We start from the raw sequence: 11,411 nt of genomic DNA on the forward strand, positions 1-11,411 counted from the left end.
GGTTAAAGGGCTCCCTTGGTCGACGGGATGATCCCGGCCGCGCGCGGGTCGCGCTCGCTGGCGTAGCGCAGGGCCCGGGCCAGGGCCTTGAACTGGCACTCCACGATGTGGTGGGCGTTACGCCCGTACGGGACGTGGATGTGCAGGGCGATCTGCGCCTGGGCGACGAAGGACTCGAAGATGTGCCGGGTCATCGTCGTGTCGTACGTGCCGATCATCGGCGCCATGTTCTCGGGCTCGGTGTGCACCAGGTAGGGGCGGCCGGAGAGGTCGACGGTCACCTGGGCGAGCGACTCGTCCAGCGGGACGGTGCAGTTGCCGAAGCGGTAGATCCCGGACTTGTCGCCGAGGGCCTGCTTGAAGGCGGCACCGAGCGCGAGGGCGGTGTCCTCGATGGTGTGGTGGGTGTCGATGTGCAGGTCGCCGTCGGTCTTGACCTTGAGGTCGAACAGGCCGTGCCGGCCGAGCTGGTCGAGCATGTGGTCGTAGAAGCCGACGCCCGTCGAGACGTCCACCTCGCCCCGGCCGTCGAGGTCTATCTCGACGAGCACGGAGGTTTCCTTCGTGGTGCGCTCCACGCGTCCGACGCGGTTCATGCGCTCTGCTCCTTCGGGGGCGTGGGGGTGGTGTCCCCCACGTACGTCACTAGTTCACGGGCCGCGTCGAGGAACGCGTCGTTCTCCGCCGGGGTGCCCGCGGAGACCCGCAGCCAGCCCGGTACGCCGTTGTCGCGGACCAGCACGCCGCGGTCGAGGATCTGCTGCCAGACCGCGTGGGCGTCGTCGAACCGCCCGAACTGGACGAAGTTGGCGTCCGACTCCGTCACGGCGTAGCCGATCGCGCGCAGTTCGCGGACCAGCCGGTCGCGCTCCTGCTTGAGCTGCTCGACGTACTTCAGCAGGGTGTCGGTGTGCTCCAGCGCGGCCAGCGCGGTGGCCTGGGTGACCGCCGAGAGGTGGTACGGCAGCCGTACCAGCTGGACCGCGTCCACCACCGCCGGGTCCGCGGCGAGGTAGCCGAGGCGCAGCCCGGCCGCGCCGAAGGCCTTCGACATGGTGCGGGAGACGACGAGGTTCGGCCGCCCGGCGAGCAGCGGCAGCAGCGAGTCGCCGTGGCTGAACTCGATGTACGCCTCGTCGACCACGACCATCGACGGCTTGGCCGCCTGGGCCGCCTCGTACAGGGCGAGCACCGCCTCGGCCGGGACGGCGTTGCCGGTGGGGTTGTTGGGGGTGGTGATGAAGACGACGTCGGGGCGGTGCTCGGCGATGGCCCGCTCGGCCGCCGGTACGTCGATGGTGAAGTCGTCGTTGCGCGGACCGGAGATCCAGCCGGTGCCCGTGCCGCGCGCGATGAGCGAGTGCATCGAGTACGAGGGCTCGAAGCCGATGGCGGTGCGGCCCGGACCGCCGAAGGTCTGCAGCAGCTGCTGGATGACCTCGTTGGAGCCGTTGGCGGCCCAGACGTTCGCGACGCCGACCTCGTACCGGCCGGTGCGGGTGAGGTACCGGGCCAGCTCGGTGCGCAGCTCGACCGCGTCCCGGTCCGGGTAGCGGTTGAGGTCGCGGGCGGCCTCGCGCACCCGCTCCGCGATCCGCTCGACCAGCGGCTCGGGCAGCGGGTAGGGGTTCTCGTTGGTGTTCAGCCGTACCGGGACGTCGAGCTGCGGCGCGCCGTAGGGGGACTTGCCGCGCAGTTCGTCGCGTACCGGGAGGTCGTCCAGGCCGGCCACTGCGGAGGTGCGGGTCATGGGTGTGGTGCCTTGCATCCGTTGCGTCACTTGCCTTCGGGGAGCTTCCAGCCGAACCGGGCCTTGACGGCCGCCCCGTGTGCGGGCAGGTCCTCGGCCTCGGCCAGCGTCACGACGTGGTGCGCGACCTCGGCCAGTGCGTCCTTGGTGTAGTCGACGATGTGGATGCCGCGCAGGAACGACTGCACGGACAGGCCCGAGGAGTGGCAGGCGCAGCCGCCGGTGGGCAGCACGTGGTTGGAGCCCGCGCAGTAGTCGCCGAGCGAGACCGGCGCCCAGGGGCCGACGAAGATCGCGCCGGCGTTCTTCACCCGCTGGGCGACGGCGGCGGCGTCCGCGGTCTGGATCTCCAGGTGCTCCGCGCCGTACGCGTCGACGACCCGCAGGCCCTCCTCGACGCCGTCCACCAGGACGATCGCGGACTGCTTGCCGGACAGCGCGGGGACGATGCGGTCGTCGACGTGCCGGGTCGCGGCGACCTGCGGCTCCAGCTCCTTCTCGACGGCCTCGGCCAGCTCCACGGAGTCGGTGACGAGGACGGCGGCGGCCAGCGGGTCGTGCTCGGCCTGGCTGATCAGGTCGGCGGCGATGTGCGCGGCGTCGGCGGTGTCGTCGGCGAGGACGGCGATCTCGGTCGGTCCGGCCTCGGCATCGATGCCGATCTTGCCGGTGAAGTAGCGCTTGGCGGCGGCGACCCAGATGTTGCCGGGTCCGGTGACCATGTTCGCGGGCGGGCAGGACTCGGTGCCGTACGCGAACATTGCGACGGCGGTGGCGCCGCCGGCCGCGTAGACCTCGTCCACGCCGAGCAGCGCGCACGCGGCGAGGATCGTCGGGTGCGGCAGTCCGCCGAAGTCGGCCTGGGCCGGGGAGGCGAGCGCGATCGACTCGACACCGGCCTCCTGGGCCGGCACCACGTTCATGATCACGGACGACGGGTAGACCGAGCGGCCGCCGGGGGCGTACAGCCCGACCCGCTCGACCGGCACCCACTTCTCGGTGACCGTGCCGCCGGGGACGACCTGGGTGGTGTGCGCGGCGCGGCGCTGGGCGCGGTGCACGATGCGGGCGCGCCGGATGGACTCCTCCAGGCCCGCGCGCACGGCCGGGTCGAGCTCCTCCAGGGCACGGGCCAGCGCGGCGGCCGGCACCCGGACCTGGTCGAGCGTGACCCCGTCGAACTTCTCCGCGTACTCGATCAGCGCCGCGTCGCCACGATGATGCACGTCCTCGCAGATCGGCCGCACCTTCTCCAGGGCGGCTTCCACGTCGAACTCGGCACGGGGCAGCAGGTCGCGCAGGGCGCCGCCCTCGGGAAGGGCGTCACCGCGCAGATCGATTCGGGAGATCACGTCCCCAGTGTCTCAGACCCGCCCCCGCGCCCGGCCGCCCGTATCACTCAGTGATACACAGCGACGCGGGGGCCGGACGCACGGTGACCCGGCGCCGCGAAGTTGACCGGAGTTGGCCCTGACCACGCGTGTTCAACCGGTCACCGGGCGGGCAAGGGGCACGTAGCGGTGTACGGGGAGACCTGCGGGACCGGCCGCGGGACGCGCGCGGACCGGCGCACGGAATGCGTCCGAACAGGTTGCGACACGCGAAGACGGCGGAGCAGGCACGCGCCGCGGCGGACCACGGGACAGCAAGGGGGAACACAGTGATGGAGACCAGGGACGGCGACGCGCCCGCCGACCTGCGGCTGACCTCGGCGGAATGGAGCATGTGGCAGGCCTTCCGCAACGGCAGCACGTGCGATCTGCACATCGGGGACCCGGTCCGCGACGATCCGCACGGGCAGCACCTGTGGGGACCGGAGCGCCGGGTGCGGGCCCGCGTGGTGGCGCTGCTGATGCTCGACGGACCGCCGGCGCAGCCGGGCAGGGTATCGGCGCTGAAGCTCGTCGGCGCGTACATCACGGACACTCTCGACGTGGCGGGCGGCACGATCAAGCCATTCGTGGAACTGCGGGACTGCCGCTTCGAGGCGGAGGTGGTGCTGCCGGAGAGCCGGTTCGGCACGCTGCGGATGGTGAACTGCGCGATACCCCGGCTGGAGGCCGCCCGGCTGCACACCGAGGGCGATCTGCATCTGCCGCGCTGCGTCGTGCAGTCCGGCATCCGGCTCTCCGACGCCCACATAGGCACCGACCTCATGCTCAACCAGACCGTCGTCCACAAGGACCGTCAGGGCCGGTCCATCATGGCGGACGGTCTGACCGTCGCCCAGGACCTGCAGGCCGAGATGCTGGAGTCCTACGGCGAGCTGTCGCTGCGCGGCGCCACGGTCGGGGTGTCGATGAGCCTGCGCGGCAGCCACCTGAGCAACCCGTTCGGCCGCCGGGCGCTGAACGCCCCGCAGCTCACCGTCGAACGCACCCTCTACCTGACCGCCGCGGGCCTGGCGAACTCCCCGTTCTCCAGCGGCGCCACTCCCCCGTACGGCATCACCACCACCCCACCGCGCGGCACCCGTATGCAGCGCTTCGAGTGCGAGGGCGGGATGCGGCTCGACGACGGCCGGTTCGGGGACGCGGTCGACTTCGAGCACGCCCGCTTCGTCATGGAGTCCGACCAGGAACTGTCGCTGCGCCGGATCCAGACCCCGGAGCTGCGCTTCCTCGGCGAGCGTCCGCAGCGCGGCCGGGTGATCCTCTCCGGTGCCCGGGTCGTCAACCTCGTCGACAAGTCGGCGAGCTGGCCGGGCCTGGGCGGCCTGTGGATGGCCGGCTTCGCGTACGAGACGCTGATCCCGCGCGGCCACTTCCCGCTGGCGCTGCGCCTCCAGTGGGTCGCCGCGGCGACCCCCGAGTACGCGCCCGAGCCCTACGAGATGCTGGCCGCCTCGCTGCGCGCCAGCGGCGAGGACGCGGACGCCCGCGAGGTCCTGCTGGCCAAGCAGCGCCGCCGCCGCGAGACGCTGCCGCTGGCCGCGAAGGCGTGGGGCTTCCTCCAGGACTGGACGGTCGCCTACGGCTACCGCCCCGGCCGCGCCGCGGTCTGGATGGCCGTCCTCTGGGCCATCGGCACCGCCTACTTCTCGATGACCCCGCCCCCTCCCCTCAAGGCCGGCGAGGCACCCCCCTGGAACCCCTACCTCTACTCCCTCGACCTCCTCCTCCCCGTCATAGACCTCAACCAGGGCGCCTCCTGGAAACCAGGAGGAATCGCCCAATGGGTCGCGGCGATCCTCATCCTGGCGGGCTGGGTCCTGGCCACGACGGTGGCCGCGGGGGCCTCACGCCTGCTCCGCAGGCAGTAGCCCCACGTACCTGTCTGCGGGCGCCGCGGGGCGTCTCGCCGTGGCGCCTGCGGCGGGCTGGTGGGTGTCGGGGGCGGTGCCGGCCCTCCAGACTTCGTCCTCCGGTCCAGCCCCTCCCGTAGTGGAGAAGGGGAAGGTTGGGTGGGGGTGGAGGGCGGGGAGGTCCCGTAGGGGTGGGTCGAACAGATCCCGTAAGGGGTACGCGCGCCCCTTGCGGGCCACAACCCGGCGGGACGAGGAGGTATTCCCGACGCGACGTACGGCACAAGGCGACGTACGGCACAAGGCGACCTACGGCACAAAGCGACGTACGCCACGAGGAGACGTACAGCTGAACGACAAGGCCCGCCCCACCGCCCCTCGCCCCCACTCACGGGAGGGGACAGACCGGAGGACGAAGTCTGTAGGGCTGTCACCGCACCCGACCCACAACGCCCGCCGCCAGGCGCCACGGCGAGCGAGCCCCGCGGCGGGAAAGCCAGGTACGTGCGGGGGCGCCGCCGCAGGCACACGGCGGGAGGGTCGAAAACGTGGGCGGCTAGGCTAACGCCGTGACGTCGCTACCCCTCTTCCCGCTCAACTCGGTCCTGTTCCCGGGGCTCGTGCTGCCCCTGAACGTGTTCGAGGCGCGGTACCGGGCGATGATGAGCGACCTGGTCGCGCTGCCCGAGGACGAGCGCCGGTTCGCGGTGATCGCGATCCGGGACGGACGCGAGGTCGCGCCCACCGCGCAGGGCATGCCGGACGCCACGCTGCCGGACGAGAAGGGGCCCGCTGCGGGCTTCGGGGACGAGCCGATCCGGGCGTTCCACTCGGTGGGGTGTGTCGCGGACGCCGCGACCATCCGCGAGAAGTCGTCCGCCACCGACACCGGCTACGAGGTCCTGGCCACCGGCACCACCCGGTTCCGGCTGCTGTCCGTGGACACCTCCGGGCCGTATCTGACCGGCGAGGTGGAGGAGCTGGAGGAGAGCCCGGGCGACGGCGCGGGCGCGCTCGCCTCGGGTGTGGTGCGGGCCTTCCGCACCTATCAGAAGCGGCTGGCCTGGGCGAACGAGCGGACCCTGTCGAGCGGGCAGGACCTGCCGGCCGATCCGTCGGTGCTGTCGTACCTCGTGGCGGCGGCGGCCGTGCTGGACGTGCCCGCCAAGCAGCGGCTGCTGGAGGCGCCGGACACCGCGACCCGGCTCGGGCAGGAGCTGAAACTCCTTCGTCAGGAGTCGGCGCTGCTCGGTAAGCTCCCGTCGCTGCCGGCGGTGGAGCTGACCCGGCAGCCGACCAGCCCCAACTGACGGCCCGCCGCGGCGGATGCGCCAGCGCGCGGGCCCGCCGCGAGAAACCAAGAGGCACGAAGACGTTGGCGAAGAAGTCCAGGAAATCCGTCGGCACCCCGGCGACGGTCGCGCTCACCGCGGCCGGTGTCGCCTTCACCACCCATTCCTACGACCACGACCCGGCCACCGCCTCGTACGGCGAGGAGGCCGCCGAGGCGCTCGGCGTCGCGCCCGAGCAGGTCTTCAAGACGCTGCTGGCGGACGTCGACGGGACGCTCACGGTCGCCGTGGTGCCGGTGTCGGGCTCGCTGGACCTCAAGGCGCTGGCGGCCGCGGTGGGCGGCAAGCGGGCCGCGATGGCCGATCCGGCGGTGGCCGAGCGCACCACCGGGTACGTCGTGGGCGGGATCTCGCCGCTGGGGCAGCGCAAGCGACTGCCCACGGTCGTGGACGCCTCGGCCGAGGGCCGGGCGACGGTGTGCGTGTCGGCGGGGCGGCGCGGGCTGGAGGTCGAGCTGTCGCCGCAGGATCTGGTGGCGCTCACGGGCGCGCGGCTGGCGCCGATCGCCCGGAGTTGAGGGAGGCGTACGAGGGGGCGGCCGTGGTGCCGCCCTCCGTCGTCAGTCGTCGGCGGGCGGGTGGTGGCCGTGGTGGTCCCCGGGCGCGGGGGCCGCGGACCAGTCCGGGGCCGGCAGTTCCGGGTCGCGGGGGCCGACGAATCCGCTCAGCGCGAGCTGGGTCAGCATCGCGGCGAACGGCCAGGCCAGCAGCGCGCCCTTGGCCTGGAGGCGGAGCGGGCCGTAGAAGGTGACGCCGGGGCCGACCTGCTTGGCGTGCGCGACGACGTCGGGGGTGGGGCCCAGCCACATGCCGGTGATGCAGCCGACGACGGCACCGAGCAGTCCGCCCACGGTCAGCGCCACGACCAGGGAGATACCGCCGCGGCGGCGGAAGAGGAACGTCACGGCGGCGCTGACCACGCCGAAGCCGAGCGACAGCAGCAGGAAGGTGCCGTCCGTGCCGATCGCCTCCTCGCCCTCGGTGTCCTTGAGGTAGACGTTGCGGCTGTCCGCGATCAGCGGGATGTGCGGGGCGAGCCAGTTCCACAGGACGCCGAGCAGTACGCCGCTGACCGCGACCACGAGCGCGATCAGCGCGGCCTCGCGCAGCTCGCGGCCGAGCGGGGGGTCGTCGGTGCCGGCGGTGGCACCCGGGCCGGCGGCGGGCGCGGCGTAGGGGTGCTGCGGCTCTTCGGGCGGCTGGTTGTCGGAGGGCGTCAGCGGTGCGGTCACCCCGTCATCGTGCCAGGTGGGGCTGGTGGGACCGGAAGCAGGACGCCCGTTCGGCGCCGGGGCGCCGGTCATCGGGTCGCCGCCCGGCGGTAGGCCCAGGTGGCGACGGCCAGCGAGAGCACGCCGACGGCTGCGCAGACGCCGAGGTCGGCGCCGACCGCGGACCAGTCGGGGTGCCGTCCGAAGCTGCGGGCCAGCGCCTCCACGCCGTAGGTGGAGGGCAGCAGATCGCGTGCCCAGGCGATCAGCTCGGGCATCCGGGCGGCCGGCAGCACGCCCAGCAGCAGCGCCGCCGACATGCCCAACTGGCCGCAGAGGGTGGCGAGTTCGGGGCGCGGGGCGAGCAGTCCGAGGGCCGCGCCGAGCCCGGCCAGCGCGGCACCGGCGAGCGGCAGCACGGCCGCCAGCACCCACAGGTGGGCCATCGGCAGCTGGAAGAGCAGACAGCCGGTGACGGCGGTGACGAGGGTGCCGGGCACGGTGAAGGACGCGTAGGCGCCGGCCGCGCCGAGCACCACGGCGGCCGGCGGCACCGGCAGCGTCGCGTAGTGGTCGAGTCCGCCGCCGGCCCGCAGCTGGCCGAAGTACTGGGCGAGGAGGTTCAGCGCCACGAAGGCGACGACCAGCACGCTGGAGCCGGCGACCACGTCGCGGGCCGGGTCGCCGCCGTCGACGACCCCGCGCAGCAGGACCATGATCCCGATGGACTGGAAGGTGGCGACGAACAGCAGCGGTATCCGGGCGACCCGGGCGCGGGAGAGCTGGGCGCGGTAGACGGCGCCGAGCGCGGGCCCGAAGCGGGCGCGCGGCGCCAGCGGGGCGGCCTCGGCGGACGGGTCGGCGGCGTCCGGGGACGTCGTCCCGGCCACCGCCTGCGCGGGAACCACACTCACCGTGTCATCCAGCCTTCCTCGTGGTGCCCCCCTTGTGTCTCCGGTCCCCCGGCTCCGCCCCGGTGTGCGGTACGTCCGCCGGACCTGTCGGCGTTCATGCCTTCACCAGTCCTTCGGCACGGCCGCCGAGCGCCAGGTAGACGTCCTCCAGGCTCGGCGTGGCGAGCGTGAAGTCGTCGAGGGCGGCGAAGGCGGGTCCGGCGGTGACCGCGGTGACCGCGGTGCGGGCCTGGTCGGCGGGGAGGCGGAGGGTCCAGCGGCGGCCGGAGGTGCGCGCGGCGGCTTCGAGGGCGGCGACCTCGGGCACGTCCAGCGGCGGGCGGTCGCGCCAGACCAGCTCCAGCCGGACCTCGTCGCTGACCATCTCCTTCAGTCCGCCGGGCGTGTCGCAGGCGATGACCCGGCCGCGGTCGATCACCGCGACCCGGTCCAGCACGCTCTCGGCCTCCAGCACGTTGTGGGTGACCAGCACGACCGTGGCGCCGCGCTCGGCCCGGCGGCGGTCCACCGCGGCCCATACGGCGCGCCGGGCGACCGGGTCCATGCCGGTGGTCGGCTCGTCCAGGACCAGCAGCGGCCGCTCTCCGGTCAGTGCGGTGGCGAAGCAGGCCAGCCGGCGCTGGCCGCCGGAGAGCTTCTTCAGGGGGCGGGCGGCGAGGTCGGTGAGGCCGAGCTCGGCGAGGACCGCGTCCCGCTCGGCGCGCGCCTCCCGGGCGCCGAGGCCGCGCAGCCGGCCGGTGGTCTCCACGGCCAGCGCGACGGTCAGCTCGTCCAGGGCGGTGGACTCCTGGCCCAGGTAGCCGAGCAGCCGGGCGGCGCGTTCGGGGTGGCGGACCAGGTCGTGGCCGAGGACGTGGATGCTGCCGGCGTCCGGGCGGAGCAGGCCGGTCAGCTGGCGGACCAGGGTGGACTTGCCGGCGCCGTTGGGTCCGAGCAGCCCGAAGATCTCCCCGCCGCGTACGTCCAGGCTGATGCCGTCGTTGGCCCGTACGGCGGGGGCTGCTGCCGCTCCGCGGCGCCCGCGCGGTGCGGGGTAGGTCTTGACCAGCTCCCGCACGGCGATCACCGGCCCGCCGTGCTCCGGCCCTTCTGCGCCCGTCCTCACGAGCTATGAGGGTACGCGTCCCGAGCCCGCCGCCGGCCCGCGGGGCACCGTGGCGGGGGCGCCGGGGGCGGTGGTCAGCCCCCGGCGGGGGTGTGTTCCGCGGCGGTGCGCAGGTCGACCTCGCGCCAGAAGCCGGCCCGGATCGCGTAGCGGTCGTGCTCGTCGATCTGGTCGTCCTTGTGGGCGAGCAGCCCGAACCGGGCGGCGTAGCGCAGCAGTTCCCCGTCGATCCGGTGCGGGATGCGCGGGTACTCGGTCGACAGCTGCTGGAGGTGGGACGGGTCGGAGAGCCGCTCGGTCCAGCGGCGGGCGAAGACCTGGCCGACCTCGAAGGGGTCGCCGCTGACCGCGGTGATGTCCTCCTCGCGGTCGGCCCAGCGCTGTTCGGCGCTGGTGAGCTGGGCGAGGGTGGGCAGTGAGGCGGTCGCGTCCGGTTCGCCGACCGGGCCGCCGCGCTCGACCCAGCCCTTGTCGGAGGACCAGCGCAGGGTGGCGCCGCCCGCTGCGGCGGGCTGTGCGGCGCTCTGGCCGGCCGCCCGGTCGCGGCCGAGACCGGCCAGGTCCTTGGGCGTGGGCACGCCCCTGCCGCCGCCGGCCGCCGGCTCGCCGCCGGAGGGCTGGTCGCCGTTGCTGCCGGCGGCCGGGCGGGTCACGCCGTTGGCGGTGGTGCGCTGGTGGGTGCGGTCGGCCTGGTCGGAGCCGGACGGCGCGGCGGCCGCCGCGGCGGCGGCGACCGCGGACTCGGGCAGCGGCGCGGAGAGGATCGCGGCGATCTCGGGGCGCGGGACGGGCGGGGGTGCGCAGGGGCCGCCGAGTTCCTTGGCGCGCACCGCGCGGGTGATCCAGGTGCGGTCCAGGACGCGGCGCTCGTCGGCCTCGGCGACCAGGTCCTCGGACTGGTTGTAGTCGCCGTCGGCGGCCTGGACGGCCCAGAGGTGGACGGCGACGCCGTGTTCCTTCGCGGACATCAGGCCCGGCAGCAGATCGCCGTCGCCGGTGACCAGGACGATGTCGGAGCAGGCGCGGTTACGGGCGAGTTCGGTCAGCTCGGCGTGCATGGCGGCGTCCACGCCCTTCTGCGCCCAGCGGCCGTCGCTGCGGGTGAGGGCGCCCAGCCGGACGGTGACGCGGGGCATCACGCGCAGCCGGCGGTGCTCGGGCTGCGGGACGCGGTCGGGGGCGCCGTCGAACCAGTAGATGCGCAGCAGCGGGCGTTCGGTGTCCGCTTCGGCGCGCTGGCGCAGGCCCTGGATGAGGGCGGCGTGATCGACGGTGATCCGGGAACGGGCGGGCTCTCCGGCGAGCAGGCTCGCGGCGGCGCCGAGCAAGTATCCGGCGTCCACCAGGACGACGCAGCGATCCACGTTCCACCCTCTTCCCTGAGGTGCTGAAAGTCCGGTCGCCCCCCGGCTCGGCCCGTGGCACGAGTTTTCCTTCGGCTTTCCTTCGAGTCTGCCCGACCGTACGGGCGTTATCTGCCGGAACTGGATCATCGGCGTGGCGGATTCGGCGGGGATCTCGGGTACAGCGCGTGATCAGTCACCTCACAGAGGGTAATTGCCCGAAATGCAGGCTTCTGTCCGGCGTGTAAGTCTGGTCCCGGCCCGGATCCCAGATTCCCCCTCAGGAGGCAACGGTCATGGCCAAGGACAAGAAACAGAACCGCAGTCAGAAGACCGCCAGTCAGGCGGAGCGCGGCCAGCAGGCGGCCCACAGGTCGTCCATGGAGGCCCAGGCGAAGTCGGTCACCGCCACCCCGGGGGATCTCGCCCGCAAGAACCGCGAGCGCCGGTTCGGTCACAACTGACGCGTGGGTCAGACGAATTGAGGGGCGC

At 73.5% G+C, this 11,411-nt stretch carries 11 protein-coding genes; 4 read left to right on the forward strand and 7 right to left on the reverse strand.

Annotation, left to right across the window (positions count from 1 at the left end; genetic code table 11):
- Positions 1-2: 2 nt before the first annotated feature.
- The 3 genes from hisB to hisD are packed head-to-tail and all read right to left on the reverse strand — an operon-like array spanning position 3 to position 3,102.
- On the reverse strand, positions 3-596 hold the full coding sequence (gene hisB, locus AB0G35_RS01120) for an imidazoleglycerol-phosphate dehydratase HisB (RefSeq protein ID WP_360941648.1): 594 nt from the start codon (positions 594-596) through the stop codon (positions 3-5).
- Positions 593-1,750, reverse strand: a complete 1,158-nt coding sequence (locus tag AB0G35_RS01125) for a histidinol-phosphate transaminase (protein WP_360941651.1) — start codon at positions 1,748-1,750, stop codon at positions 593-595. The genes hisB and AB0G35_RS01125 overlap by 4 nt, the downstream gene beginning before the upstream one ends.
- Positions 1,751-1,776: 26 nt before the next feature.
- The gene (hisD, locus tag AB0G35_RS01130) at positions 1,777-3,102 is read right to left on the reverse strand and encodes a histidinol dehydrogenase (RefSeq protein WP_360941654.1); all 1,326 of its coding nucleotides are present in this window, start codon (positions 3,100-3,102) and stop codon (positions 1,777-1,779) included.
- A 311-nt stretch (positions 3,103-3,413) separates the two neighbouring features.
- Between hisD and AB0G35_RS01135 the strand changes: the two genes are divergently transcribed.
- The 3 genes from AB0G35_RS01135 (at position 3,414) to ybaK (ending at position 6,864) form a co-directional block, all read left to right on the forward strand.
- The gene (locus tag AB0G35_RS01135) at positions 3,414-5,012 is read left to right on the forward strand and encodes an oxidoreductase (protein ID WP_360941657.1); all 1,599 of its coding nucleotides are present in this window, start codon (positions 3,414-3,416) and stop codon (positions 5,010-5,012) included.
- A 551-nt stretch (positions 5,013-5,563) separates the two neighbouring features.
- Positions 5,564-6,304, forward strand: coding sequence for an LON peptidase substrate-binding domain-containing protein (locus AB0G35_RS01140; RefSeq protein ID WP_360941660.1), 741 nt, complete (start codon positions 5,564-5,566; stop codon positions 6,302-6,304).
- Between the two features lie 65 nt (positions 6,305-6,369).
- Entirely contained in the window at positions 6,370-6,864 is a 495-nt protein-coding gene (gene ybaK, locus AB0G35_RS01145; protein ID WP_360941663.1) for a Cys-tRNA(Pro) deacylase, read from the forward strand.
- Positions 6,865-6,906: 42 nt separating this feature from the next.
- On the opposite strand, the gene AB0G35_RS01150 is transcribed toward ybaK, so the two are convergent.
- The 4 genes from AB0G35_RS01150 to AB0G35_RS01165 all read right to left on the reverse strand — a co-directional run bounded on the left by AB0G35_RS01150 (position 6,907) and on the right by AB0G35_RS01165 (position 10,940).
- A complete protein-coding gene (locus AB0G35_RS01150; protein WP_360941666.1) occupies positions 6,907-7,578 on the reverse strand; it encodes an ABC transporter permease in 672 nt (223 codons plus the stop codon).
- Between the two features lie 68 nt (positions 7,579-7,646).
- Entirely contained in the window at positions 7,647-8,465 is an 819-nt protein-coding gene (locus AB0G35_RS01155; RefSeq protein WP_360942070.1) for an ABC transporter permease, read from the reverse strand.
- 100 nt (positions 8,466-8,565) lie between these two features.
- Positions 8,566-9,576: an ABC transporter ATP-binding protein gene (locus tag AB0G35_RS01160; RefSeq protein WP_360941669.1), complete on the reverse strand. Its 1,011-nt coding sequence runs from the start codon at positions 9,574-9,576 to the stop codon at positions 8,566-8,568.
- Positions 9,577-9,650: 74 nt separating this feature from the next.
- Positions 9,651-10,940 carry an NYN domain-containing protein gene (locus tag AB0G35_RS01165; protein ID WP_360941672.1) on the reverse strand — a complete coding sequence of 430 codons (1,290 nt, stop codon included), beginning with the start codon at positions 10,938-10,940 and terminating at the stop codon, positions 9,651-9,653.
- A 275-nt stretch (positions 10,941-11,215) separates the two neighbouring features.
- On the opposite strand from AB0G35_RS01165, the gene AB0G35_RS01170 reads away from it, so the two are divergent.
- On the forward strand, positions 11,216-11,383 hold the full coding sequence (locus AB0G35_RS01170) for a hypothetical protein (RefSeq protein WP_360941676.1): 168 nt from the start codon (positions 11,216-11,218) through the stop codon (positions 11,381-11,383).
- Positions 11,384-11,411 lie beyond the last annotated feature (28 nt).

Source organism: Streptomyces sp. NPDC021749 (genome assembly GCF_040640655.1).
Classification (GTDB): domain Bacteria; phylum Actinomycetota; class Actinomycetes; order Streptomycetales; family Streptomycetaceae; genus Streptomyces.

Excerpts from the sequence above, each read along its gene's own strand:
- hisB (WP_360941648.1), bottom strand. The coding sequence starts at position 596 with ATGAACCGCGTCGGACGCGTGGAGCGCACCACGAAGGAAACCTCCGTG.
- AB0G35_RS01125 (WP_360941651.1), bottom strand. The coding sequence starts at position 1,750 with ATGACCCGCACCTCCGCAGTGGCCGGCCTGGACGACCTCCCGGTACGC.
- AB0G35_RS01135 (WP_360941657.1), top strand. The coding sequence starts at position 3,414 with ATGGAGACCAGGGACGGCGACGCGCCCGCCGACCTGCGGCTGACCTCG.
- AB0G35_RS01170 (WP_360941676.1), top strand. The coding sequence starts at position 11,216 with ATGGCCAAGGACAAGAAACAGAACCGCAGTCAGAAGACCGCCAGTCAG.